Below are 26019 nucleotides of genomic sequence, written 5' to 3'. Positions count from 1 at the left end.
CAAAAAAGGAGAGGTTTAGAATGAAGACATTTTTGAAAACAGTAGGGATTGCAAGCGTATCGTTTGCTTTAGTCGCTTGTGGATCAGGTGATGAAGAGAACACGAACACAGGAGAGAATGGTGGAGACGAAGAAGAAACAACGATTCGTATTAGTGCTTCAAATATTCCTCATGCAGAAATTTTAGAAGAAGCAGCGCCAATCTTAGAAGAGCAAGGTATCATTCTTGATATTCAAGTTGCTCAAGATTATATTTTACCGAATATGGGGTTAGCAGATGGCGAATTTGATGCGAATTACTTTCAACACCGTCCTTATTTAGAAGATCAAATGGCAGAAAATGAAAATTTTGATTTCGCCGAAGCTGGTGCAATCCATGTTGAGCCAATCGGGCTTTATTCGCAAGACTACGATAACTTAAATGACATTCCAGATGGCGCGACGGTGATGATGAGTAATTCTGTTGCCGATCAAGGGAGAATCCTTTCGTTGCTTCAAGAAAATGGGTTACTCACACTTGAAGAAGGCGTTTCTGTTGATGCAACTGAAGCAGACATTGTGGAAAATCCGAAAAATCTAGTGTTTGACATGAGTCCAGATGCAGAATTCTTGCCTCAAGCGTACCAAACAAATGAAGCAGAAGTGGTGGCAATTAATTCAAACTATGCTTTAGGCGCTGATATTTCGCCAACAGAAGATTCTATTGCCATTGAAGGCGAAGATAATCCGTATGTAAACTTAATTGTTGTTCAAAGTGGAAATGAGAACGATGAAGCGATTCAAGCCCTTGTTGATGTTTTAAGATCAGATGACATCAAGTCATTTATTGAAGAAACATATAATGGAGCAGTTATTCCTGCTGAATAACAAAGTAAAGTCCTCATGACAATTTCTCATGGGGGCTTTTTTTAATTGCTTTAGCCTCCTATTTGTTTGTATGATTAGCAGGGGGAAGAGGAGGAAAAACGGTGACCAAAAAAGATATGCGGTTTTTATGCTACCCGTACATGCGTGAAAAAGGAAGTTTAGTTGATTTTGAAATTCGCACTGATTCGCTGGCTGTACGAATTGGACAAGCAGCGGGACTAGTCGATTCGTACCCTAACGTAAAAGAGCTCTTACTTCAATTAACTGAATATGCGTATCATTTAAATGGATCTGTTCGTGGCGATCAAGCCATTGGGGAAGAAGCGTTGCGGTGGTTAAGTGATGTATATGATCAATATGAGATAGAGGTTCGAGAAGAGATTCAACAGTTTTTACTACCGCAAGGATCACGAGCGGCAAGTGCGCTTCACATTGCAAGAAGTGAAGCGAAGAAGTCTGTTCGGGCACTTCACTTTGTTCGCTTAGAAAGAGACGTGCCGACGTTATTAATGGATTACACACACCTACTAGCAAATGTCTTATTTCTTTTAGCTGTTTACATAAACAAAAAAGAAGGCGTAAAGGAAATACCGTTTACGAGTCAATCTTATCCAAAAAAAAGGGGACGTAAAGAATGAGAAAATGGCTATATTCAACAATAGCATTCACTTTTGTGTTAACGGGTTGCAATGATTCTGGAAACGAGGAAAGTGAACAACAAGAAGAGACAGGTTATACAGTGGAAGATGCACGTGGAATGAAATTGACGTTTGATGTGCCTCCTGAAACGATTATTTCAATTTTGCCTAGTAACACAGAAATTATTTTCGCTTTAGGGCAAGGAGATAAAGTGATTGGTGTATCGGATACAGATGTTTATCCGGAAGAAGTGACTGAAATAGAAGTCGTTGCTGAGTATGAAAATCCATATGTTGAACGGATGCTTGAACTGGACCCTGATCTTATTATTGGGTATGACTATGGTTCAAATGAGATGGCACAGCTAAATGATGTCGGCTTACCTGCCTTTGCTATTGATTCCGCACAAACGATGGCTGACATTTTTGAAGATATTCAAACCATTGCTGATGTGCTTGCTGTTCCTGAAGAAGGAGAACGATTAATTGCAGAAATGAAAGCTGAATTTGATAAAATCGCTGAAGCCGTTGCAGATGTTGAGAAGCGTTCTGTTTATTTTGAAATAAGTCCATCTCCAGATATTTGGACGCTAGGTGCAGGTACATTTCAACATGAGATGCTTGAAATCGCAGGGTTAGAAAATGTATTTTCGGACGTTGAAGGCTGGACGAGTATTAGTGACGAAGAAGTTGTTGAAAGAAATCCAGAACTTATTTATACAACTGTGAATTATACCGACGATCCACTTGAAGACATTCGCCAGCGGGATGGTTGGAGTACGATTGAAGCCATTCAACAAGATCAATTAGAACAGATGCCGCCGGATATTATGGATCGTCCGGGTCCGAGAATCGCAGAAGCAACAAGAGTTTTAGCCGAAACCGCTTATCCTGAAGCGTTTGAATAAAATGTGTATGCCTTTTATGATTCCGCTCATACTACCTTTATAACAAATAAAGGAGCGAATGACGTGAATCGACAAGGACATACATCAACGGAACATCATATGATGGTTTATAAAAAAGGCGTGGGATCATTTGAAGAGAAGATGCCAATCTTTGCTGAAAAGTATAATGACTTTACAGAGCAGTGCTTTAAAGAAGGGGCTATTTCAAAAAAACATAAGCAACTAATGGCCCTTGCAATGAGTATTCATGCTCAAGATGAATATTGCATTATTTATCATACAAAAGGATGTATCGATAACGGTTGTAGTGAAGAGGAGTTACTTGAAGCGGTTTCGGTTGCAACGGCATTTGGTAGTGGGGCGGCGCTAAGTCAAGGAGCGACACTTGTTCAAGAAGCCTATCGTGAACTTGATAATCAAGTACAATAAGGAAGAAAACAGTAGCATTTCTAAGATGGAGATGTTTGATTTGAATGGAACCGGGAATACGAAGGGAGAGTAGCCAATTTGCTACTCTTTTTCTTTTGAGGAAGAAGACAATGATTGGTACACTTATTCTATCGGGTAAAAAGAGAAACCGTTTTAAAACAAGAGAGGATGAGAGACAATTTCGAACATGCGACTTTCCTACACAAGTGAAATGGAAAAAGGATTACAACAAAGACATGGTGTTAGCTACGCCGAGTATGAAAGCAGCTTAGACAAACGCCTGCAAATCGAACGAGAGCGAACAAAAGAACATGATGCGTGTAATCAGCTTGTTCAGTCTATCCAGTCACACACAAGTTAATAGCCATAACACGAATTTAAAGAGCCTTATGCTTTCCGCGTAAGGCTCTGTTTTAAATGAGGTTGATATTTCTAACTCGGTCTTCTTGAAGTATAGGAGTATTTGTTATAAAATTAGAATGAGAATAGATTGATAATCATTAAAAAAAGCATGCAAGTCTGTTTGAATAAGCAGGCTTGCTTAATTCATGGAGGGAATACACATGTCTGTACCTAACTTAAAGATTGAGAATTTACACGTCTCTATTGACGATAAGGAAATCTTAAAGGATTTTAATCTAGAAATTAACGGTGGAGAAATCCACGCCATTATGGGACCTAACGGAACAGGTAAATCAACACTTGCTTCTGCCATTATGGGTCATCCTAAATACGAAATTACGAGCGGTTCTGTCACAATGGATGGCGAAGATGTACTTGAAATGGAAGTGGACGAGCGTGCTCGCGCTGGTATGTTTTTAGCGATGCAATATCCAAGTGAGATTAGTGGTATTACGAATGCGGACTTTATGCGTTCAGCGATTAATGCAAACCGTGAGGAAGGCGACGAGCTATCTTTGATGAAATTCATCCGTAAAATGGACGAAAAAATGGATGTTCTTGACATGGATCAATCTTTTGCGCAGCGTTACTTAAACGAAGGTTTCTCAGGCGGTGAGAAAAAGCGTAATGAAATTCTGCAATTGCTTATGTTAGAGCCGCGCATCGCGATCCTGGATGAGATTGATTCTGGTTTAGATATTGATGCGTTAAAAGTTGTATCTGAAGGTGTAAACCAAATGCGTGGTGAAAACTTCGGTTGCTTAATTATTACTCACTATCAACGTTTGCTTGACTACATCACGCCAGATAAAGTACACGTTATGATGCAAGGTCGTATTGTAAAATCTGGTGGAGCAGAGCTTGCTGAGCGTCTTGAGGCAGAAGGATATGACTGGATTAAAGAAGAGCTTGGAATTGAAGATGAGCGAGTTGACGCTGGTCAAGAAGCGTAATTCAGTTAACAAAACTGCTTTTAACGATAAAACAGCAAAGGATGGTATTGTATGTCAGTTGAGACAAATCCAATAATTGGAGCGGAAGACATTATGAAGCGCTCTGAATTAAATAATGAACCAAAATGGGTTAGTGACCTACGCTTAGCAGCTCTTGAAAAAGTTGAGGCATTGGAGCTACCTAAACCAGACAAAACGAAAATCCACAATTGGGATTTTGTAAACTTCACACAGGATTTAGGACAATCTAAAGTTGTCACTGCTGTAGACGAGCTATCAGCAGAAATTCGTGAATATCTTGATGAAGAAGCAACTGGCAACAGCTTAATCGTTCAAGATAATGCATCAACGGTTTATCAGACAAGTGCACCAGAGTTAAATGAAAAAGGCGTTATTTTTAAAGACCTTGCAACCGCATTTGTTGAGAATGGTGATCTTGTTAAAAAGTATCTTTTCTCTGAAGCAGTTGGACAAGATGAAAATAAATTAACGGCAATGAATGCAGCATTAATGACTGGTGGCGTATTCATTTACGTACCTAAAAATGTCCATGTTGAAGTCCCGCTACAAGCACTTTATGCGTCATCAAGAGAAAATGGTGGTCTTTTTAACCACGTACTTCTTGTTGCAGAAGATAATAGCTCTGTCACTTATGTTGAGAACTATGCAGCATATGGAGACGGCATCAAAGTAGCAAACGTAGTCGCTGAAGTATATGTAGGTGCGGGTGCCCGCGTTTCTTTCGGTGGGGTTGATACCCTTGCTACAGGAACTACAACATATATTGTTCGTCGTGGTCATGTAGAGCGCGATGGTCGTATTGAATGGGCACTTGGTCAAATGAATGATGGCGATACTGTTGCTGATAACACAACGTATTTAGTTGGTGACGGTTCGTTTGCCGATGCGAAGCTTGTCACAATTGGTACAGGCCAGCAGAAACAAAACTTTACAACGCTCATTAAACATTACGGTAAACATTCTGAAGGATACATTCTAAAGCATGGTGTTATGACTGGTCGTGCGCTTGGTATATTTAACGGTATTTCTAAGATTGAAAAAGCAGCGACGAAATCTCATGGGGAGCAAACGGAGCGTGTGTTAATGCTTGGTGAGCGTGCGCGTGGCGATGCAAACCCAATCCTTCTTATTGATGAAGATGATGTAACAGCCGGTCACGCAGCTTCAGTTGGTCGAATTGATCCTTTACAAATGTTCTATCTAATGAGTCGCGGTATTTCTCGGGTTGAAGCAGAGCGTCTTGTCATCCACGGATTCTTAGAGCCAGTTGTCTCTCAATTACCAGTGGAATCAGTTCGTAAACAAATGCGTTCTGTCATCGAGAGAAAGGCACAACGATGAACGCAAAGGAGATAAAGAAGCTTTTTCCAATCCTTGATCAGCATGTGAATGGAAATCCGCTCGTCTATCTCGATAGTGCGGCTACATCACAGAAGCCGATTCAAGTTATTGAAAAGTTAGATGACTATTACCGTCGCTACAACTCGAATGTTCACCGAGGTGTTCATACTCTTGGAACGATGGCAACAGACGAATATGAGGGTGCTCGTGATAAAGTACGAGCATTCCTTAATGCGAATGATACGGCAGAAATTATTTTTACAAGAGGCACTACGACAGCACTTAACTTAGTTGCACAAAGCTATGGGGATGAAAATGTTCGAGAAGGGGACGAAATTGTTATTACGCCAATGGAGCACCACTCAAACATTATTCCATGGCAACAATTAGCTAAACGAACAGGAGCACTATTAAAATACATTCCGCTTCAAAATGACGGCACAATCGCGTTAGCGGATGTTGAAGATGTTGTTACAGAAAAAACAAAAATCGTCTCGGTTATGCACGTATCAAATGTGCTTGGAACGGTAAACCCTATTAAGGAGATTGCCACCATTGCCCACAAGAACGGTGCTATTATGGTCGTTGATGGCGCACAAAGCGCCCCGCATATTAAAGTGGATGTGCAAGACTTAAATTGTGACTTCTTTGCTTTCTCCGGTCACAAATTAGGTGGTCCTACGGGTATCGGTGCTTTATATGGTAAAAAGGCATTACTAGAAAACATGGAGCCGATTGAATTTGGCGGTGAAATGATTGATTTTGTAGGTTTACAAGAATCCACATGGAAAGAGCTTCCTTGGAAATTTGAAGGCGGCACACCTATTATTGCTGGGGCGATTGGCATGGGTGCAGCCATTGATTTTATTACGGATATAGGTTTTAATGAAATTGAACAGCATGAAAAGGAACTAGTTGATTATTCGTTTGACCGGTTGAAGGATCTTCCAGATTTAACGATTTTTGGACCTCGTGACCGTGCTGGTGTTGTTACATTCCAGCTTGGTGACGTACATCCACATGATGTGGCAACGGTATTAGACGCACAAGGTATTGCTGTTCGTGCTGGTCACCACTGTGCACAGCCACTTATGAAATGGTTAAATGTTGTTGCGACAGCGAGAGCAAGCTACTACGTTTATAACACAAAAGAAGATATTGACGCTCTGGCAAACGGTTTAGTCAAGGCAAAGGAGTACTTTAGCGATGTCTTCTCGTGATTTAGATACACTGTATCGCCAAGTGATCATGGATCATTACAAAAACCCACGAAATCGTGGTGAACTTGACGGTGATTCCCTGACAGTCAACTTGAACAACCCTACATGTGGCGACCGTGTTCAAGTACAAATGAAAGTGAAAAATGGTGAGGTTTCAGAAGCGGTTTTTACTGGTGAAGGCTGTTCCATTAGTCTTGCGTCTGCTTCCATGATGACGCAAGCCATTAAGGGACTACCAGTTGAACAAGCATTAAAATTATCACAAATTTTTTCAGATATGATGCAAGGAAAAGACTATGATGAGGAAACGTTTGATTTAGGAGATATCGAAGCATTATCTGGTGTAACGAAGTTTCCGGCACGTATCAAATGTGCCACATTAGCCTGGAAGGCACTTGAACAAGGCTTGAACGATAAACCATCATCATAACTATTAGGAGGGATTCCGAATGGCAAAAAAAATGCCTGATATCGGTGAATACAAATACGGGTTTTCGGATCGTGACGTATCCATTTTCCGTTCTGGACGTGGATTAACAAAAGAGATCGTTGAAGAAATCTCGCGTATGAAGAGCGAACCTAAGTGGATGTTAGACTTCCGTTTAAAATCACTTGAACAATTTTATAAAATGCCAATGCCTCAGTGGGGTGGCGACCTTTCAGAGTTAAACTTTGATGACATTACGTATTACGTTAAAGCCTCAGATAAAACAGAGCGTTCTTGGGATGAAGTTCCGGAAGAAATTAAAAATACGTTTGATAAGCTTGGGATTCCTGAAGCAGAGCAAAAGTATCTTGCAGGTGTGTCGGCTCAGTATGAATCCGAAGTCGTTTATCACAACATGCAGGAAGATCTAGAAAAGCTTGGTGTTGTCTTTAAAGATACAGATTCTGCTTTAAAAGAAAACGAAGACATCTTTAGAGAACATTTTGCTTCTGTCATTCCTGCAGCTGACAATAAGTTCTCTGCATTAAATTCAGCTGTATGGTCTGGTGGCTCATTTATCTATGTGCCTAAAGGCGTAAAAGTGGAAACGCCACTTCAAGCATATTTCCGAATTAACTCAGAGAATATGGGGCAGTTTGAGCGAACATTAATTATTGCGGATGAAGACAGTTCCGTACATTACGTTGAGGGTTGTACAGCCCCAGTTTATACAACAAACTCACTTCACAGTGCAGTTGTTGAAATCATCGTAAAGGATAACGCATATTGCCGTTATACAACGATTCAAAACTGGGCGCCAAACGTATTTAATCTTGTAACAAAGCGTGCGGTTGCTGACAAAGGCGCAACTATGGAATGGGTAGATGGAAACATCGGTTCTAAATTAACAATGAAATACCCAGCCGTTATTATGCGTGGAGAAGGCGCGAAAGGTACAGTTCTTTCCATTGCGATTGCAGGAAAAGGCCAACATCAAGATGCTGGTGCAAAAGTAACGCATCTTGCACCAAACTGTTCGTCTACCATTGTATCGAAATCCATTTCAAAACAAGGTGGTAAAGTAACATACCGTGGAATTTGCCACTTCGGACGTAAATCAGATGGGTCAAAATCTAAGATTGAGTGTGATACGCTCATCATGGATAATGAGTCTACGTCTGATACGATTCCTTATAACGAGATTCTCAATAACAACATTACACTTGAGCATGAAGCAACGGTATCAAAAGTATCTGAGGATCAATTGTTCTATCTTATGAGCCGTGGTCTTGGTGAAGAAGAAGCAACAGAAATGATCGTTATGGGCTTCATTGAGCCATTTACGAAAGAACTTCCAATGGAATATGCCGTTGAAATGAATCGTTTAATCAAGTTTGAGATGGAAGGTTCAATTGGGTAATCTAAAACCTTTTGATAGAAAGAGAAGAGCGAATGCCGTTCTTCTCTTTTTTATGGGAAAAGATGTTTGATCAGCTTTTGCCAATAGCTAGTTAGAAGGGTTCTAGTTTTAGCTAGACGAGAGAATCGCATTTCTCTCTTTTTTACGTTAAAATAGAAAAAAACATCTCTGGAGGAACAGAATGTGATATACATTGGTTTAACCGGGTGGGGCGACCATTATTCATTATATGAAGGGGTTAAACCTCATCAGAAACTAGAGACTTATGCTGGTTATTTTCCTATTGTTGAATTGGATTCTAGCTTTTATGCTGTGCAATCGAGAGCATCAATGGAGAAATGGATTCGGGAAACACCCAATTCGTTTAAATTTATTGTGAAAGCTTATCAAGACATTACGGGGCACCAACGTGGTGAATCGCCTTTTTCATCTAGAGATCAAATGTATGAAGCGTTTAAAGATTCGTTAGAGCCATTAATACAGGCGAATAAATTAGCAATGGTTTTATGTCAATTTCCACCGTGGTTTGATGTTACGACAAAACATGTCCATGCGTTACGATTTGTTCGTGAAAAGCTTAGAGATTTTCCGACAGCCCTTGAGTTTCGTCATCATTCATGGTTTGATGCTCCGTATAAAGAGAAGACGTTACAGTATATGCGAGAAGATGATTGGATACATAGTATTTGTGATGAACCTCAAGCTGGTCCGGGCTCCGTCCCTACCATTTTAGAACCGACTACAAAAGAAAAAACGCTTGTGCGATTTCACGGGCGCAATCGTCACGGTTGGAATGGTCCTCGAAACGGTGAGAACTGGCGTGATGTTCGTTATCTCTACGATTACAATCAGCAAGAATTAAAGGAATGGGAAGCAAACTTGCAACGCTTGTCGCAGAAAGTGGATGATGTGTTTGTTGTATTCAATAACAATTCTGGTGGTCATGCGGCTAGCAACGCCCGGTCGCTAATCGGAAATATGAATATCACATACAAAGACTTAGCATCGCGACAGCTTGATTTATTTTAAAAGCTAGGAGAATGATTTGTGTTTATTATCCTTTTTCTTATTGTAGGTTTTATAGCAGGCGCTTTTGGAAGTCTGCTCGGCCTTGGTGGTGGCGTTATTGTCGTTCCCGCTTTATTACTATTGCCAATGGTGTTAGCTGATGTACCTAGCCTAACGTCGCAAGCGGCGGCGGGAACGTCTCTCGCGACAATGATTGTTACTGGCATTTCTTCCGTAATCGCTTATGGGAAACAGCGAACAATGGATGTGAAAAGTGGGTTTATCTTTCTCATTGGTATAGCGCCTGGAGCGATACTAGGGACTTTTGTAAGTCGACTCCTACCCACTGATGCATTCCTTATTTATTTCGGCTTTTTTATGCTGCTTATTGCGTTAAGCTTGTTTTTTCGACCTCAGCAGCATAAAGAAAAAGAGGTAGAGAAAGCTTACTGGCGTACAGGTATTGATGACACAGGAAAGCCGTATGCTTATGGATTTTCTTACCCAACTGCCATTATCATTAGCGTTGTTGTCGGTTTCTTATCGAGTTTATTTGGTGTTGGTGGTGGGGCGATCATGGTTCCTGTTATGATGCTTTTATTCGGTTTTCCAATAAAGATTGCTACTGCCACTGCTATGTTACTTGTCTTATTCTCAGCGATTGTTGGAACGGGTGCTTATGCTTTGGGGGGGCATGTTGAATGGTTACTTGTTCTGGCCCTTATTCCAGGCGCCTATTTCGGGGCAAAATGTGGTGCTTGGCTTAACCGCCGTTTACAATCAAACATACTTATCATTGTAATGAGAATTGTCTTTATTGCTCTTGCCATTCAACTAATCATTCAAGGCATCATGTAAACCAGCTTGCTTCAAGGAGGAAACCATCATTACAACGACTATAACCATTTATCATACAAACGATATTCACAGTGGTTTTCAACATTGGGCAAATATCGTTGGGCATATAAAACGTAACCAAAACGAGAACGTCCGTTACGTGGATTTAGGAGACCATGCGGATCGAGCAAACCCAATGACAGAAGCAACAGGAGGTATTGGAAACATTCAGTTACTAAATGAAGCGAATGTAGACTTTGCTACCATTGGTAATAATGAAGGGGTTACGTTCTCGCAAAAAATGTTAGATGATATGTACAGTGAAGCAGACTTTAACGTTATTGTTGCAAACTTGTTTGACCGGAAAACTGGTTTGCGTCCGAGCTGGGCAGTTCCACACCAAATCGATACAATTGCAGGGTTACAAATAGCGTATATTGGCTATACATCCGCGATGACGCATTTTTATGAACAGCTTGGTTGGGATGTGTCTTATTCCATTGAGGGAATTCAAGCACATGTAAATCAATTGAAAGATAAAGTAGATGCAGTAATTCTTCTGTCTCATTTAGGGCTTCCTAAAGACGAACAAATTGCCAATGAAGTCGAAGGGATTACAGCGATCATTGGTGCACACACACACCATAGTTTACAAAATGGGTTAAAAGTGAAAGATACATGGATAACCCAAGCAGGGAAACATGGGATTTTTTTAGGGGAGCTAACGTTAGTATTTGAAAACAAGGATGTTATAAGCGTTCAGCCAACATTAATTGACCCGACAAGTTGTAAAGAAGACAAAGGGAGTAAACAGCTTTTAGAATCATTAAATCAAGAGGCTGTGGAGGCACTATCACAACCAATCGTTTCGCTTGTTAAACCTTTTGAAGTAAAATGGTTCGAGCCATCGGTTGCAACACAAGCCTTATGTGATGCCTTAACAGAATGGTGTGAAGAAGAAATTGGAATGATGAATGCTGGTGTATTAATGGAGAGTTTACCAATGGGGGATGTGACATATGGTGATATTCATCGTATTTGTCCACACCCGATCAATCCTTGCATCGTTGAGTTAACAGGGAAGCAGCTAATCGAGACTATACGTCGGGCACAGACAGATGATATTGTAAAGCTAGAGCTAAAAGGCTTTGGATTTCGTGGCAAAGTGTTAGGTCTAATGCTGTTTACTGGTATTACCATTACGCCGACAGGGATCCTTGTAAACGGACAAACCATTGCTGAAACGAAGCTTTATCGGTTGGCAACACTTGATATGTACACGTTTGGTTTTTTGTTTCCCCATATTGCCAATGCGGAAATGAAGCACTATTTACTACCAGAGTTTTTACGTGATATTCTGGCAAAATTATTGCAGACAGGAACAAACAAGCTTACTTTTTCATAATGTGTGAAGAAATGAATTGAAAAAGGAGCGATTGTTCCATGATTAATGTTGATCCTATTAGCATTGAAGGAGAAACGTTCTTGGCGATTACCGTTAAGTTGCCAAAGACCAACTTTATGGCAGTAACATGTGATGCAGGCTATATTATGTGCGGAGCATTAGACGTCGCACTGTTAAATGAAAAGTTAAAAGAACGTGGGATTCTTGCTGCTAGAGCAGTAGGTGTCCGTACGATTGAACAGTTGTTAGATGCGCCACTTGAATCTGTCACGTTTAAATGCGAAGAATTAGGCATAACAAAAGGGACAATTGGTAAAGAAGCGCTTTTAAAAATGAAACAAGCAGAGTGAAGGGATGAAGCAAACAATGAAGCAGTATTTACAGCTATGCGAGCATGTGCTAACACACGGCTCGCAAAAATCAGATCGGACAGGCACTGGAACAATTAGTACGTTTGGATATCAAATGAGATTTAATCTACAAGAAGGTTTTCCAGTTGTAACAACAAAAAAAGTGCATCTGCGCTCAATTATCCATGAGCTCCTGTGGTTTTTACAAGGTGATACGAATATAAAGTATTTACAAGATAATGGTGTGCGCATTTGGAATGAATGGGCAGATGAAACTGGTGATCTAGGACCTGTTTACGGAAAACAGTGGCGTTCGTGGGAAGGAGCAAACGGAAGAACAGTTGATCAAATAAAAGAAGTGGTGGAGCAAATAAAAACGAACCCTGATTCGCGACGCCTCGTTGTAAATGCATGGAACGTTGCAGAAATTGATGATATGGCACTGGCGCCATGCCACTGTCTCTTTCAATTCTATGTTCAAGATGGAAAGCTTTCCTGCCAGCTTTATCAACGGAGCGCCGATGTCTTTTTAGGGGTGCCGTTTAATATTGCCTCTTACGCGTTATTAACAATGATGATTGCGCAAGTATGTGATTTAGAGCCGGGTGAATTTGTTCATACGTTTGGTGATGCACACCTTTACTCCAATCATATTGAACAAGCAAAATTGCAACTTTCAAGAGAGCCACATCCATTGCCAACAATGAAAATGAACCCAGAAGTGAACGATATCTTCTCGTTTACATTTGATGATTTCGAACTTGTTGGGTATGAAGCGCATCCGCATATAAAAGCAGAGGTGTCTGTATGATTACATTCGTATATGCTCGTGATAAAGCGCATGGCATTGGAAAGAACAATGACATGCCTTGGCATCTTCCTGCCGATTTAAAACATTTCAAACAAACGACAACGGGTAAGACGATTGTGATGGGAAGAAAGACATTTGATTCCATGAATGGACCTTTGCCAAATCGTCGCAACATCGTTTTGACGAGAAATCACTCCTTTGCTGCACCAGATACAGATGTTGTGTATTCGGTGGATGACGTATTAGCGCTCAGTAAAGAACAAGAGATTTTCGTCATCGGTGGTACAGAAATCTTTAAATTGTTTTGGAATCATTGTGATAAACAAATTGTTACCGTTATTGAGGATACATTTGATGCAGACACGTTCGTTCCTGCATTGGAAGAGGATGAGTGGGAGCTCGTAGAAGCCATTGCTGGAACAATGGACGAAAAAAATCGTTACCCCCATGAATACCGTACGTACGTAAGAAAGAGATAAACTTTTAGTTCGAAGCCTAGTCCCTCTTGCATAGAAATCTATAAGAGGGGGTGGGCTATTTTTGCGTAAACGTTATCGATTTCAACCAATTAAAGGCTCTAAGCAATCACAAGCTCCGTTACCTTTTCGCTATGTGCTCCTGTTGTCATTCGTCTTATTTGCAATTCTTTCAATACAAGGGCTTTGGTTTGTTGATTCTCAATTAAGACCAATTATTTCACAAATTGCCCAGCGTGAAATGGAGCGAGTCGCTACGTATACGATTGAACAAGCGATGGCAGAAGAGCTATCCCAAATGGATATGAGTGAGATTTTTATTAAAGAAACGAATAATGATGGACTTGTCGTTTTTCTTGATGTCAACACTCAAAAGTATAATGAGTTAATGGGAAGAGTACAAACCCGTGTTCATGAGGTCATTAATCAAGTACAGCGTGGGGAAGTGAATAGCTATGGCGATGATAACCCGATCGTTGCAACTATTCCTTTAGGTAGAGCGCTAAATAATGCGCTTTTAACCGATGTAGGACCCGGTATTCCAATCCGGTTTGCTTTAATGGGCGATGCGAAAGTACAGATGCGGGACGAGGCAGAGACGCTTGGTATAAACAACACGCGTTTATCTTTTTATGTCAACATTGATGTTAATATGGATGTCATCTTGCCGTTTTCAGAGGTATCAGAGACGATTTCGGTCGAACTACCGGCTGGTTTTGCTTATGTAGCTGGACCAGTGCCTCAATTTTACGGCGGTCAGGGTGGTTTTGGTTATCCTGTTATTGGAGAAGAAGAAATAAAGCAGGATTAGTAAAAATGTCGTAATTTGTCATTGTTTGTTAAAGAATCGTGTGGTAAGATAGAGTACGAATTGAATAGAACACCTCATCTGCTTGATGAGGTAGAGGCGCAAAAAAAATCAGTACACATTTGGAGCTAGAACAGCAATGAACGGTGTGGAAAGGCTTTTTTGCCGAAGCGAAAAGAAATGTTCAGTTCTTTTTAGCTGGGTCGTCATTGAATAAATGGCGGACTGTCACAGGTAACTGTGGAGGACTACTATGGATGGGACTGTTAATTGTTTGAGACAATAATGGATGTATACCATGATTGTCTTTTTTTGTTGAAAACAGTCTCTTAAGGAGAGGTTAGTTATGGAACATATAGGTTGGTTATCACTTGTCCCGCCGATTGTGGCGTTAACGCTAGTGATTTTAACAAGGAAGGTGTTTATATCCTTAGGGATTGCCATCTTAATAGGTGCTTTTATTGCGTATGAGGGCATCATGCAAGCATTCGCAGGTATCTTCCAAACGGTTGTTTCGTTCTTTGTTTCGTTTGAGACACTCGATCAACCAAGCTTTGCTGGGGTTATTGAATCAATGGCGGAAAATGGCGTTTCCATTAATGATTGGGAACTGTATATTATGCTGTTTCTCGTCTTTTTAGGTATTGTTGCAAGTCTTATTACCTTTTCTGGTGGTGGACAAGCCTTTAGCCACTGGGCAGAAAAGCGAATTACAACGAGAAAAGGTTCGTTGTTCCTACCATTTGTTTTAGGCCTTGTTATTTTTATTGATGACTATTTTAATGCATTAACAGTAGGAAACACAAGTCGACCTTTAACCGATCGTTACCGTGTTTCTCGAGCAAAATTGTCCTATATTGTTGACTCCACTTCAGCTCCAATTTGTGTCATTGCACCAATGTCAAGCTGGGGAGCGTATATTATTGGGATTTTCGCTTCCATTTTTGCGGCGAATCAAATTATAGAATTTAGTCCTTTACAAGCATTTATTTACACGATCCCTATCAATTTTTATGCGTTAATTGCTCTTATTTTTATCATACTTGTTATTGTCTTTAATATTGATGTTGGCGCAATGAAAAAACATGAAGACCGAGCCAAAAAAGAAAATCAGTTAACAGATCCAACTAAAGGAGAGGTTCCTGGTAGCTTATCAGCCGATTTAGCAATGGCTAACGGTCGTGTCTCCCAGCTGTTTATTCCTATTCTTGTACTCGTTATAGCAACGATTGGGATGATGCTTTATACAGGAGCTCAAGGAGCAAGTAGTGATGGTTTAGATGTTACAATCTTAACAGTCATGGAGTATACGGATATTGGCTTATCATTATTAATTGGAAGTGTCATTGGACTGGCTGTAACCATCGGAATGACCGTTATGGCGCGACCGAAAAAGAGTGATTTCGGTAAAGCTGTAATGGCAGGTATTCAATCGATGTTACCTGCAGTTGGCATTTTAGTGCTTGCCTGGACAACGATTGAAATGATTGGCTTATTAGGCACAGGAAATTACCTAGCTTCCTTAATTGATCAATCGATTCATCCAGGATTTTTACCTGTTTTACTATTCTTAGTTGCTGCCTTTTCGGGATTAGCCACAGGTACTTCATGGGGAACATTTGGGATGCTGCTTCCAATTGCAGCTCAAATTGCGGTTGTTGTTGAGCCAACTATGCTCATTCCTATGCTTGCGGCGGTATTAGCTGGTTCCATTTTTGGAGACCATATTTCACCTATTTCCGACACGACGATTCTATCAGCGGCAGGTTCAGGTGCTCATCATATGGATCACGTCATCACTCAGCTGCCTTATGCTATTCTTACAGCTGTTCTTGCAACAATTGCCTTCTTTATCCTTGGTTTTCTTGGAGCAGTTGTTGCCTGGATAGTAGTTGGTATACTGCTTGCTGTTACCGTCTTTATTTTACAACGCATAAGTAAAAAAGAAACAGCGACCTCATAAAAAAGCAAAGCGCATGCGCTTTGCTTTTATTTTTTTGCTTGTTTAGCTGCTCGCTCCCATTGTTTTAATGATGGGAATGGGTCAAACGACCATTCTGTAATACCATTATCTCGATACATACCATAATGCAAGTGTGGTGGAAACTTCCCTTGTGTACCGGGTTTTCCATAACCAGATGAACCGCAATAACCGATTAGTTGACCAGCCTCTATAATGGAACCTTTTTCAATTCCTTTTTCAAATCCACTTAAATGAGCGTAATAATGATATATATTATCTAAATCGCGAATACCGACACGCCAACCGCCATAAGGGTTCCAGCCAATCGTTTCAACAATGCCATAAGATGAAGACTGAATTGGGACTTGGTAATTAGCAAAAATGTCCGTTCCTTCATGGATACGTCTACCACCCCAACCTCGTCTATCTCCCCAAGTACTCCGGTAACTATAATTGTGATGGAGAGGCATAACGAACGCATGTTTATGAAGGTCTAACGTTTGATAATGCTGGTATACTTTTGCATGACCAGCTACAATATTAACGCTCTGTTCTCGTTGATAAAAATGCCATAATGCTATTCGGAAATCTTCTTCCGTTAAACCATACGATTCTAAATAACGAGCAAGTGTGTATAGAACATCTTCATCGTCTGTCAAAAGTGCCTTGCCATCACCGTTTCCATCTAAGCCGATGCCTTCAAATAGGCTTATTGTGTCTGGACTTTCGTCATCTTGATTAGGGTTTAAAGGACCAACCCAATCTTCTTTAGCATAATAAATAGAGATAAAGCCATCTGCATCTGCTCGGTCTCGCCTTGCTTTTCGTAATCCTCGTTCATATGAATCAACTGCAGCTAAATAATACCAAGGTACATTTGTGATGGTTTCCATTTTATGATATAACGCTTCGCGTTCCGTGTATGGATTGACTGTATCTTCCGCATGAGCTTCACTACTTATCGTATGAAAACAAAAGACAAGCACAAGTACGATACTTATTGTGGATCGAAAAGTAGCCATTTGCATCCTCCTTCGTAGGCTTTTGCTTAGTTTCCTACTGTCGAAGAAAAAAATTACAACAAAAACTTGCCATTTTGTGTAGAAATTTTGCTAATCGCCATTGGTCAATGATGGAAAATCATGTTACGATTAATTTGAAAAAAAGAATTTTCCCAAAGAAGGGACGTTTTTGAATGGCAGAAAAAAACGATACGCATGTCCGTAAACCAGATTGGTTAAAAATTAAACTCAATACCAATGAATCGTATACAGGTTTAAAAAAGATGATGCGAGAAAAGAAGCTACATACGGTTTGTGAAGAAGCGCGTTGTCCCAATATTCATGAGTGTTGGGCTGTACGAAAAACAGCGACATTTATGATATTAGGAGATATTTGCACACGAGGTTGTCGTTTTTGTGCGGTTAAAACGGGCCTACCGACAGAATTAGACCTAGAAGAGCCGGAACGTGTAGCAGATTCAGTGGAAACAATGGGCCTTAAGCATGTCGTCATCACTGCAGTTGCTCGTGACGACCTAAAGGATGGTGGAGCATTTGTATTTGCGGAGACAGTTCGAGCGATTCGTCGCAAAAATCCTTTCTGCACAATAGAAGTGTTACCGTCGGATATGCTTGGAAATGAACAAAGTTTACAAACGTTAATGGACGCTAGACCAAACATTATGAATCATAATATAGAAACGGTTCGCCGCCTAACACCAAAAGTACGTGCTCGAGCAAAGTATGATCGCACATTAGAATTTTTAAGTCGAGCAAAAGCGATGCATGCAGATATTCCTACGAAGTCAAGCCTTATGATTGGTCTTGGTGAAACAAAAGAAGAAATCATTGAAACGATGGATGATTTGCGTGCAAATGATGTTGATATAGTAACAATTGGTCAATACTTACAACCAACCAAAAAACACCTTAACGTAATTAAATATTACCATCCTGATGAGTTTGCTGAATTAAAAGAGATTGCGTTAAGTAAGGGATTTAGTCATTGTGAAGCTGGCCCGCTAGTGCGTTCTTCTTATCATGCCGATGAGCAAGTAAACCAAGCGCAAGTTAACATGGAAGCAAAAAAAGTTCAAAATGAAACACACATTCACAATTAAATTGCTAACAAAGAACCATGCGGAAAGCATGGTTCTTTCTTAATGTTGTTCGCGTAAGGCTTTTTGCTTGTCCCGCATAATATCCATATCTTCATCCATGCCTAGATCAACATCACCTTGAGGGTCTTGCTTAAGTTCTTCAATCGTATCTTCTAATAAGGATGCATAATCCGCATTGCCTGCAGTCATATTCTGATAACGTTCAATATCCTTTATATGCGTAGGATCATTAGACACATACACATCGTAAAAGCTAGGCACGACGGATAGCGCAGTACGTTTCACCTGATCCGCAACCATGTTATCTTTTTGGTTATTTTGCTGCTCATACACTGCAAGCACGTATTTATCAGTAACAAGTACGGCTGCTTCCTCAATGGCAGGGTTGTCAACAATCATTCGTGAGATGCCTTCCGCTAACATATCACGGTTCACGACTAAAGCGCCTGCTTGGTCGTTATTATGCTGCATCTCTTCGTAAGTGTGGCGAGAAAAACCGTAGCCACGCTCCATTAGATTTGAATCATATTCTGTCCCACGTGCGGTTTGCTGTGCTTCATTTGTCTGGTACATGCCTTGTTGTGACGTTTGATTACATGCCGTTAACATACTGACGGCAACAAGTAGCGTCATGATAATTCTCATGATCATCCCCCATTTGATAAATAGTCTTGCTCTTTTACTATTCCACATGGGTCGTTAAACTAGTGGTAACAAATAATGGGTTGAGAAAGAGGAAAGACTACAGAGAAATGTGAGCAAATATGTTAAACTAAGGCTATAACTTTTTGAAGAAGTGAATTGAGGTGGTTTAGATGTTAACCATTTGTGGGCAACATTATGAAGTTGTTCAAGACGAAAAAGAAGGCTGGGACGAAGAAGCTTTTAAAGCGCGTTATAGTGATGTCTTAACTAAATACGATTACATTGTCGGTGATTGGGGTTACAATCAACTTCGTCTTCGTGGTTTTTTCGAAGACAAAAATAAAAAATCAACGTTTGATAAAAAAATAAGTACGCTACCGGATTATTTGTATGAATACTGTAATTTTGGCTGTGCCTATTTTGTTGTAAAACGAGTAAATAATTAAGAAATAAGCTCATCGACTTAGCCGACAAGCTTGTACATTTTATTCATCATGGGTTGGGTGATGGCTTGGATATTTTCGTGGCTGATGAGCGTGTTGGTCTTTGTCATTGTAGTTAAAAGCACTGTATTCTCGCTGATCCTTTTCCCACGGTGTTGATTTATTTTCAACTGGAGTATCTTTATGAATGGGTGAACCGTAAGGCCCTTCAGGGGTTGCTTCTGGAACAATATATTGATGAGAAGCTTCTACATTTTTGAAGTCATGGTAGTCGTCTTTTTTTGCCATTCGATCTCCTCCTTTAAGAACATTATGCCCAGAAGCGAAAGAAAACATAAAACGATCAGGAGGAATGATTGTGTATTTTGTTGACAGAAAACGGATTGAACAAGTTCTTACATACATGGAAGAGGTAACGCAATTTTTAGAGGTCGAACCTTTACAAACAGATAAAAAAAGTGGACTTGCTCTTGAGCGTGCCGTAGCCGTTTTAATTGAATCCATCATTGATGTAGGGAATCAGCTCATTGATGGCTTTATTATGCGTGATCCTGGAGGGTATGAAGATATTATTGATATACTCGAGGATGAAAACGTTATTACTGTCCAAGAATGTGATGAATTGAAAAAAATCGTCCAATTACGAAAAACACTGGCGTACGAATATACGACAATTGATCATCAGCATCTTTATCAAACGATAACAGAACAGCTAACTGGAGTAAAACGCTTTCCAATTGCTGTACGCGCGTATTTAAAAAATGAACTAGGTGTCATTACGGCCTTTATCCCGGAGGAACAATAAAGATGCTCAGTCAATATGAAAGTTATTTATTTGATTTGGATGGCACTGTTTACAATGGAGAAAAACCAATTGATAGTGCCATTTCGTTTATTACTAAACTGAATCAGCAGGGCATTCCGTATGGATTTATTACAAATAATTCAACAAAAACACCAGAACAGGTAGCGGATAAGCTTCGCAAATTTGGACTTTATGTTGAAACAAATCAAATTGTAACATCTGCTTTAGCAACAGCACTATATGTTAAAAAAAAGATAAAAAAAGCTCGCGTGTTTATCGTTGGAGAAGAAGGGTTAGAAACGGCTTTTTCAACGTTTGTTAAAGATGAAACGCAGCCGGATGCAGTCATTGTTGGCCTTGATCGACACATCACATATGAGAAGATGAGCCAAGCCGCGCGTTTAGTAAAAGAGGGAGCTCTTTTTATTGCCACGAATCCAGATCGCATGTTGCCATCTTCAAATGGGCTTGTGTGTGGAAATGGCGCAATTGTTGCTGCTATTTCATATGCTGCGCAGAAAGAGCCAGTAACAATTGGAAAGCCAAATAAAGAAATCATCACAATGGCATTAGAGCAACTCCAGTTTCGAAAAGACAAAACCATTTTAGTTGGCGACAATTATGAAACAGATATTAGGACAGGTATTGACGCTGGTATGTCCACCTTGCACGTAAAGACAGGTGTCACCCTCGATTGTTCTACCTATGAAAACCAACCAACCTTTTCAATTTCCTCTTTAGATCGCTGGCAATTGGAAGAGGTTTAAACAAAATGTATAAGACATGAGGAAAAGACGATTCGCTCTACGAGTTGAGGAATCGTCTTTTTTTTGCATTGAATACTCCGGGACGTATGCGTCGTTTCTTTTATTCCGTGTTTGCCTTTCGATGGGCTAAACGGCTAGATGCTGCTGCGGCTATAGCACCAACAATATCATCTAAAAAGGTGTGACATAAGGGTGAATGCTTATCATTTAACTTTTTAATAATGCCAGGTTTCATTTTATCCACGTAACCATAGTTAGTAAAGCCGATTGATCCATAAACATTTACAATGGATAGGGCAATGATTTCATCAATTCCGTATAAACCTTCATCTCTTGCTAAAATCGATTGAAGTGGTTCATCGAGCAGTTTCTTCTCCGTTAATTTATCAAGTTGAATACCAGTGATAATGGCATTCTGAACCTCCCTTTTTGATAAAACCCGATCAATATTTTCAATACATGCTTCAATCGTTAAAGCAGGATGGTAATGGCTTTGTAGCTCATAAACAAGTTCTGCGATTTCCTCTATTGGAACTCCTCGTTCTACTAAAAGATCCCGAGCTGTTCTTTCGACAGAATCCATATGATCCCCCATCTCTCTTGCGTGAATAAATCGTTCCTTATAGTTTACGTTGCCATACACATTTTATGCGATTAGGTCATAGACTAGTAAGACTACATAAGAGAAGGAGGCATGTTCATGCTTGAACGCAATTTGTACGATCATTATAAATTGTACTGTACGGAACGGTTTTCAATTGGAGACTTTGAAGGGTTTCAGGCTAACCAAGAATCGTATTTGATCATTCCAAAGGATGAACTGCAGATGGAGGAGTCGCAAATGCTTGCCTTCTCTGATTATATGAGAAGTGTTGGCGATTATTCTGTCCTTGAGCTTGTTCAAAACCGTTCAAACCAACCATCGACTCTTATCGATGGTTCCGAGGTGTATATATTTAAAATTCCAACTGTACGAGAAGATCGCAGTGTACGCATTCGTTCTACTCAAGATTTAGGAGGGCAACTACGAGACTGGCATGTAAAAGGCCAACAAGGGGCTGCGAACTGGACGGCGCTGACAGCTGGGCGTTGGCCAACTATTTGGGAACAGCGTTTAGAACAACTTGAAAATTGGTATGCGCAAAAACGAGCAACGGGGCCGACAACGATAACGGATGAAGTGTTTTTATATACGTATCCTTACTTTATGGGCGTAACAGAAAATGCCATTCAGTACGCTGTAGATACAGAGCTAGATATCCCAATGGAGCCACGGGATAGTGGTACGATCTGTCATAGTCGTTTTAAAGACACATCGTGGTTAAAAGTATCAGAGAGTGGTCAAATTATTAAGCTGCCAACAACGTTTTTGTTTGACCATCCAGCCCGTGACTTAGCTGAGTGGATCCGCGATCGGCGTGTCCAGCCAGAGGAAAGACATCGACAAATGAAACAAGAGATTTCCCTTTTTTTAAGAGGTTATGAAGAAACACAAGTTTTGTCACGCTACTCTTGGCAGCTCATGTATGCTCGATTGCTCTTCCCGCTTTATTATTTTGAACTAGTAGAACAATATTACAGAGCGCAAATGCCGCAGGAGCAGCTTCAATTTGCTTCCAAAATTGAGTCGTTTCTCGACAAAGAAAAAGAAAATGGTGCTTTCTTAAATGAGCTGGCAGAAGAAGCCAAACTTCATCGCTACCAGTCTATTCCAGAATTAGATTGGATTATTGGTCAAAAAATTTAATTTTTTCTCTTGAAAACCATCGCAACTGACGATATAATGTCCATTATATAAAGACATTAGTTCTTCTGGGAAAGACTTATTGGTTTGAGCCGAGACCAGGGGGATAAGGAGTGGGGTAGTTGTTGATGTGGAAGGGATTATTGCAAGAATATAAGGCTTATTTACCTGTGCAAGATCAAACACCTAAGCTTTCTCTTGGAGAAGGGAATACACCACTCGTTCATTTTGAGCGTTTATCTGAACGGTTGGGCATCGAGTTATACGGAAAACATGAGGGGGTTAATCCAACAGGCTCGTTTAAAGATAGAGGCATGGTCATGGCAGTAGCAAAAGCCGTTGAAAAAGGGAAAACCGCCATTATGTGTGCTTCAACAGGAAATACAGCTGCATCGGCTGCAGCATATGGGGCGAAAGCAGGACTAAAGGTATTTGTTGTTATTCCTAAAGGGAAAATTGCTCAAGGGAAACTGGCTCAAGCGGTGATGTTAGGTGCTGAAGTGATTGAAGTGGAAGGGAACTTTGATCAAGCATTAAAAACTGTACGAGAAGTGACTGAGGATTCGTCCATTGAACTTGTAAACTCTGTTAATCCATATCGATTGCAAGGTCAAAAAACAAGCGCATTTGAAATCTGTGATCAATTAGGTTCTGCCCCAGATGTGCTGGCTATTCCAGTAGGAAATGCAGGGAATATTTCTGCATACTGGTTAGGCTTTAAAGAATACCATCAAAGATTTCAAACCGGCTTACCTAAACTATTTGGCTTTCAAGCAGAAGGGGCAGCGCCGATTGTTCGAAATAAAGTCGTCGACAATCCTGAGACAATTGCGACAGCCATTCGCATCGGTAACCCTGCAAGTTGGTCAACAGCAACCCTTGCAGCGAGAGAGTCACTAGGGTTGATTGATATGGTGTCGGATGAAGAAATTATAGAAGCATACCAAGAACTGGCGAAAAACGAAGGTATTTTTGCTGAACCAGGATCATGTGCTTCGATCGCAGGAATTAAAAAGGCTGTTGCAAATGGTCAACTTTCTAAAGGATCAAAAGTGGTTGCTGTTTTAACTGGAAATGGGTTGAAAGATCCTATCACGGCTATGGATGTATCACCATCAGAGCGAGTGGTATTAGATCAAACAAATGAAGCGTTTAAAGCGTATCTGCATGGAAAAGAAATGGTGGTGTAACAATGTTAGCAATGACAATCCCAGCGAGTACAGCAAACTTAGGACCAGGCTTTGATTCAATTGGCATGGCGTTAGACCGCTATCTTCACGTAGATGTAGAGCGAAGCGACTCATGGTCCTTTCACTGTGATAGCCCTGGACTTGAAAACTTAGGACCGAACAATTTAATTTATCAAGCGGCAGCATTTACAGCAAACCATTTGGAGACGACGCTTTTTCCTTGTCGTGTTTCGATGAAAAATGATATCCCGCTCTCAAAGGGGTTTGGATCAAGTGCGGCAGCAATTGTTGCTGGAATTGAAATTGCCTGCTATTGTGCTGATCGTAACGTGTCTCAAAAAGAAAAAGTACGAATTGGATCCCTTTTTGAAGGGCACCCAGATAATGTTGCCCCTTCAATATATGGTGGTTTGATTGTAGGGGCTCATCGAGATCATCGTACGGACATTATTCACGTTTCAGAGCCAAAAGTAGAGTTAGTCGCACTTATTCCGCCAGAAATTTTGGAAACGAAAAAAGCAAGAGGTATTTTACCAAAGCAGCTTCAATTCAAACAAGCTATCCAGACAAGCGCTGTGTCAAATGTTATGACAGCTGCTATACTAGCGGATAATTGGAGTCTTGCCGGTGAATTAATGATGGAAGACTTGTACCACCAACCGTACCGCAAACACCTTATCCCGCATTGGTCTGACGTCATGAACTTTGTAAATGAGCATCGCTTTTCTTATGGCGCTGCTTTAAGTGGCGCGGGTCCAACGGTATTGTGTTTTGTGGAGCAAGGTAGCGGCAAACGCTTCGCAAAAGAGATTCAACGTCGTTTTCCATATTATCAAGCTGAAGTTGTAAGACCAGCTACAGTTGGAACAGCACTATCCGTAGTGCAAGCATAGCTTTTGTAACAGTAGGCATACTACTGTGAAAAGGAGGCGAATGCTATGCTACAAGTAAATGAATTGAAAGATGGTCAGTCGGTTTTTGTTATTTATAGTAATCCCCACACACCCACTGTTGCAACAATACAGGAAGGATATATATCGGTTGACGCACTCGGAACGTCGGTTGTTGTATACGATTATTATCATACATTAGAAGAAGATGATGCGGTTTTTGCTTCTTATGAGGATGCAGAGCAAGTGTATAACCAATACATGATGTAGAGAGAAAAGGAGAAGGGTCTGAGCAACCCTTCTCCTTCTAAAGTATTAACGCTCTTTCTTTTCTTCCTCTTTTTCCTTTTCAAGCGCGTTGAGACTCATTTCTCGGTTACGCTTCTTTTCAATCAGCGCTCGCTTTTCGTCAGGATGCAATTCTGCAGCATGCTCAGTCTTATACCTTTCAGCCTCGTGCATTCGTTTCTTCGTGTCTTCAATAATGGATTGAATCTGTCTTGCGTTGTCGCTACGATTATCGTCATTCGCCATCATGTTGTCACCCTCCTTTAGTAGAAGTGTTCTACAAAAGAAGAAAACTATGTACACAAAAAAGCAGTAAAGCCAATGCTTTACTGCTGAATAGACTGGTGATTAGAATACTTGCTCGATTTCAACTACCCCTGGTACTTCCTCTAAAAGGGCACGCTCAATCCCAGCTTTTAACGTAATTGTAGAGCTTGGGCAAGATCCGCAAGCACCTAGTAAGCGTACTTTTACGATCCCGTCTTCCACATCAACAAGTTCAACGTCTCCGCCATCACGTAGCAAAAACGGACGAAGCTTATCCAATACCTCTTGCACTTGCTCCATCATATCTGTGCTTGTTTCCATTAGGAATCACTCCTTTCATCATACTCTCATTATAATCGCCTAGATGAAAAAAATCCATGCATCTGCTCAATTATTTTAGATTCGTTCAGACGATAAGACGTGCATTAAGCGAACAATGGCCATTCTCCTTGTTTAACTAATGCATCGTTCTTATTAAAATGACTTCTGAAGGTGTTTCACAGGGTTTATTAGGAATGGAGAGAGAAGGAGAAGAAAGAAGGAAGCATCTTTTTTATAGCTTCTAGCACGGTTCT

At 40.5% G+C, this 26019-nt stretch carries 32 protein-coding genes and 1 riboswitch; of the genes, 26 read left to right on the top strand and 6 right to left on the bottom strand.

The genetic code is table 11. The annotated features are described in order from the left end of the window. Window positions 1-20 precede the first annotated feature (20 nt). The 18 genes from PQ477_RS02530 (at window position 21) to PQ477_RS02445 (ending at window position 16283) form a co-directional block, all read left to right on the top strand. Window positions 21-866, top strand: coding sequence for a MetQ/NlpA family ABC transporter substrate-binding protein (locus PQ477_RS02530; RefSeq protein WP_144559427.1), 846 nt, complete (start codon window positions 21-23; stop codon window positions 864-866). Window positions 867-982: 116 nt separating this feature from the next. Beyond that, window positions 983-1504 (top strand): hypothetical protein, encoded by a 522-nt coding sequence (locus PQ477_RS02525; RefSeq protein WP_432813897.1) that lies wholly within the window; start codon window positions 983-985, stop codon window positions 1502-1504. Beyond that, window positions 1501-2412, top strand: coding sequence for an ABC transporter substrate-binding protein (locus tag PQ477_RS02520; protein WP_274272907.1), 912 nt, complete (start codon window positions 1501-1503; stop codon window positions 2410-2412). The genes PQ477_RS02525 and PQ477_RS02520 overlap by 4 nt, the downstream gene beginning before the upstream one ends. Before the next feature lie 99 nt (window positions 2413-2511). Further along, entirely contained in the window at window positions 2512-2841 is a 330-nt protein-coding gene (locus tag PQ477_RS02515) for a carboxymuconolactone decarboxylase family protein (protein ID WP_144560508.1), read from the top strand. Between the two features lie 187 nt (window positions 2842-3028). Beyond that, entirely contained in the window at window positions 3029-3202 is a 174-nt protein-coding gene (locus PQ477_RS02510; RefSeq protein ID WP_164468417.1) for a YuzK family famiily protein, read from the top strand. Between the two features lie 202 nt (window positions 3203-3404). Next, a complete protein-coding gene (sufC, locus tag PQ477_RS02505) occupies window positions 3405-4196 on the top strand; it encodes a Fe-S cluster assembly ATPase SufC (protein ID WP_035394565.1) in 792 nt (263 codons plus the stop codon). Window positions 4197-4247: 51 nt separating this feature from the next. Further along, window positions 4248-5558, top strand: coding sequence for a Fe-S cluster assembly protein SufD (sufD, locus tag PQ477_RS02500; RefSeq protein WP_060703724.1), 1311 nt, complete (start codon window positions 4248-4250; stop codon window positions 5556-5558). Beyond that, a complete protein-coding gene (locus tag PQ477_RS02495; protein ID WP_035398609.1) occupies window positions 5555-6778 on the top strand; it encodes a cysteine desulfurase in 1224 nt (407 codons plus the stop codon). Before sufD ends, PQ477_RS02495 begins: the two co-directional genes overlap by 4 nt. Beyond that, window positions 6765-7208, top strand: a complete 444-nt coding sequence (gene sufU / locus PQ477_RS02490) for a Fe-S cluster assembly sulfur transfer protein SufU (protein WP_035398611.1) — start codon at window positions 6765-6767, stop codon at window positions 7206-7208. Before PQ477_RS02495 ends, sufU begins: the two co-directional genes overlap by 14 nt. A gap of 19 nt (window positions 7209-7227) precedes the next feature. After that, complete coding sequence (sufB, locus tag PQ477_RS02485; RefSeq protein WP_035398621.1) at window positions 7228-8625, top strand: Fe-S cluster assembly protein SufB; 1398 nt, start codon at window positions 7228-7230, stop codon at window positions 8623-8625. Window positions 8626-8808: 183 nt separating this feature from the next. Beyond that, a complete protein-coding gene (locus PQ477_RS02480) occupies window positions 8809-9654 on the top strand; it encodes a DUF72 domain-containing protein (RefSeq protein WP_035398622.1) in 846 nt (281 codons plus the stop codon). A gap of 18 nt (window positions 9655-9672) precedes the next feature. Next, a complete protein-coding gene (locus tag PQ477_RS02475) occupies window positions 9673-10491 on the top strand; it encodes a sulfite exporter TauE/SafE family protein (protein WP_274272906.1) in 819 nt (272 codons plus the stop codon). Window positions 10492-10516: 25 nt separating this feature from the next. Further along, on the top strand, window positions 10517-11875 hold the full coding sequence (locus tag PQ477_RS02470) for a bifunctional metallophosphatase/5'-nucleotidase (protein ID WP_274273537.1): 1359 nt from the start codon (window positions 10517-10519) through the stop codon (window positions 11873-11875). Between the two features lie 38 nt (window positions 11876-11913). Next, window positions 11914-12225, top strand: coding sequence for a YunC family protein (locus PQ477_RS02465; protein WP_035398624.1), 312 nt, complete (start codon window positions 11914-11916; stop codon window positions 12223-12225). Between the two features lie 16 nt (window positions 12226-12241). After that, window positions 12242-13036, top strand: a complete 795-nt coding sequence (locus PQ477_RS02460) for a thymidylate synthase (RefSeq protein ID WP_144560507.1) — start codon at window positions 12242-12244, stop codon at window positions 13034-13036. Then, window positions 13033-13515: a dihydrofolate reductase gene (locus tag PQ477_RS02455; RefSeq protein WP_035398625.1), complete on the top strand. Its 483-nt coding sequence runs from the start codon at window positions 13033-13035 to the stop codon at window positions 13513-13515. The genes PQ477_RS02460 and PQ477_RS02455 overlap by 4 nt, the downstream gene beginning before the upstream one ends. 61 nt (window positions 13516-13576) lie before the next feature. Continuing rightward, window positions 13577-14323, top strand: a complete 747-nt coding sequence (yunB, locus tag PQ477_RS02450) for a sporulation protein YunB (protein ID WP_060703728.1) — start codon at window positions 13577-13579, stop codon at window positions 14321-14323. Between the two features lie 83 nt (window positions 14324-14406). Beyond that, window positions 14407-14579: riboswitch (Lysine riboswitch) on the top strand. An 87-nt stretch (window positions 14580-14666) separates the two neighbouring features. Then, the gene (locus PQ477_RS02445; RefSeq protein ID WP_144559423.1) at window positions 14667-16283 is read left to right on the top strand and encodes a Na+/H+ antiporter NhaC family protein; all 1617 of its coding nucleotides are present in this window, start codon (window positions 14667-14669) and stop codon (window positions 16281-16283) included. Window positions 16284-16309: 26 nt separating this feature from the next. Here PQ477_RS02445 and PQ477_RS02440 read toward each other — a convergent pair whose 3' ends face one another. Then, a complete protein-coding gene (locus tag PQ477_RS02440; RefSeq protein ID WP_274272905.1) occupies window positions 16310-17305 on the bottom strand; it encodes a M23 family metallopeptidase in 996 nt (331 codons plus the stop codon). Between the two features lie 173 nt (window positions 17306-17478). Here PQ477_RS02440 and lipA point away from each other — a divergent pair, with 173 nt between their 5' ends. Further along, window positions 17479-18405, top strand: coding sequence for a lipoyl synthase (gene lipA, locus PQ477_RS02435; protein ID WP_144559421.1), 927 nt, complete (start codon window positions 17479-17481; stop codon window positions 18403-18405). A 39-nt stretch (window positions 18406-18444) separates the two neighbouring features. Here lipA and PQ477_RS02430 read toward each other — a convergent pair whose 3' ends face one another. Then, window positions 18445-19050 carry a YhcN/YlaJ family sporulation lipoprotein gene (locus PQ477_RS02430; RefSeq protein ID WP_052008317.1) on the bottom strand — a complete coding sequence of 202 codons (606 nt, stop codon included), beginning with the start codon at window positions 19048-19050 and terminating at the stop codon, window positions 18445-18447. A 170-nt stretch (window positions 19051-19220) separates the two neighbouring features. On the opposite strand from PQ477_RS02430, the gene PQ477_RS02425 reads away from it, so the two are divergent. Then, window positions 19221-19496: a YutD family protein gene (locus PQ477_RS02425; RefSeq protein ID WP_038482440.1), complete on the top strand. Its 276-nt coding sequence runs from the start codon at window positions 19221-19223 to the stop codon at window positions 19494-19496. 39 nt (window positions 19497-19535) lie between these two features. Here the strand turns inward: PQ477_RS02425 and PQ477_RS02420 are convergent, their stop codons facing one another. After that, the gene (locus tag PQ477_RS02420; protein ID WP_038482437.1) at window positions 19536-19781 is read right to left on the bottom strand and encodes a hypothetical protein; all 246 of its coding nucleotides are present in this window, start codon (window positions 19779-19781) and stop codon (window positions 19536-19538) included. A gap of 70 nt (window positions 19782-19851) precedes the next feature. On the opposite strand from PQ477_RS02420, the gene hepT reads away from it, so the two are divergent. Both hepT and PQ477_RS02410 read left to right on the top strand, forming a co-directional pair. Continuing rightward, window positions 19852-20298, top strand: a complete 447-nt coding sequence (gene hepT, locus PQ477_RS02415) for a type VII toxin-antitoxin system HepT family RNase toxin (RefSeq protein WP_035398294.1) — start codon at window positions 19852-19854, stop codon at window positions 20296-20298. A gap of 2 nt (window positions 20299-20300) precedes the next feature. Beyond that, complete coding sequence (locus tag PQ477_RS02410) at window positions 20301-21065, top strand: TIGR01457 family HAD-type hydrolase (RefSeq protein WP_274272904.1); 765 nt, start codon at window positions 20301-20303, stop codon at window positions 21063-21065. Window positions 21066-21165: 100 nt separating this feature from the next. On the opposite strand, the gene PQ477_RS02405 is transcribed toward PQ477_RS02410, so the two are convergent. Further along, entirely contained in the window at window positions 21166-21648 is a 483-nt protein-coding gene (locus PQ477_RS02405; protein WP_144559420.1) for a phosphatidylglycerophosphatase A family protein, read from the bottom strand. A 117-nt stretch (window positions 21649-21765) separates the two neighbouring features. Here PQ477_RS02405 and yutH point away from each other — a divergent pair, with 117 nt between their 5' ends. The 4 genes from yutH (at window position 21766) to PQ477_RS02385 (ending at window position 25159) form a co-directional block, all read left to right on the top strand. Beyond that, complete coding sequence (yutH, locus tag PQ477_RS02400) at window positions 21766-22812, top strand: spore coat putative kinase YutH (RefSeq protein ID WP_035398287.1); 1047 nt, start codon at window positions 21766-21768, stop codon at window positions 22810-22812. 125 nt (window positions 22813-22937) lie between these two features. Next, window positions 22938-23999: a threonine synthase gene (gene thrC / locus PQ477_RS02395; RefSeq protein WP_274273536.1), complete on the top strand. Its 1062-nt coding sequence runs from the start codon at window positions 22938-22940 to the stop codon at window positions 23997-23999. Between the two features lie 2 nt (window positions 24000-24001). After that, on the top strand, window positions 24002-24892 hold the full coding sequence (gene thrB / locus PQ477_RS02390) for a homoserine kinase (protein WP_060703734.1): 891 nt from the start codon (window positions 24002-24004) through the stop codon (window positions 24890-24892). A 45-nt stretch (window positions 24893-24937) separates the two neighbouring features. Then, complete coding sequence (locus PQ477_RS02385; protein ID WP_035398285.1) at window positions 24938-25159, top strand: transcriptional regulator SplA domain-containing protein; 222 nt, start codon at window positions 24938-24940, stop codon at window positions 25157-25159. A 45-nt stretch (window positions 25160-25204) separates the two neighbouring features. Here PQ477_RS02385 and PQ477_RS02380 read toward each other — a convergent pair whose 3' ends face one another. Together PQ477_RS02380 and PQ477_RS02375 are read right to left on the bottom strand one after the other, a co-directional pair. Further along, window positions 25205-25426, bottom strand: coding sequence for a hypothetical protein (locus tag PQ477_RS02380; protein WP_081762416.1), 222 nt, complete (start codon window positions 25424-25426; stop codon window positions 25205-25207). Between the two features lie 99 nt (window positions 25427-25525). Further along, window positions 25526-25765: a NifU family protein gene (locus tag PQ477_RS02375; RefSeq protein WP_035398283.1), complete on the bottom strand. Its 240-nt coding sequence runs from the start codon at window positions 25763-25765 to the stop codon at window positions 25526-25528. Window positions 25766-26019: the final 254 nt, after the last annotated feature.

Origin of the sequence: Shouchella hunanensis, from assembly GCF_028735875.1 — a bacterium.
In the GTDB taxonomy this organism is placed as follows: Bacteria; Bacillota; Bacilli; order Bacillales; family Bacillaceae_D; genus Shouchella; species Shouchella hunanensis.
The sequence above is the reverse complement of the archived record's forward strand: the minus strand, read 5'-3'. Positions and strand labels throughout refer to the sequence as shown.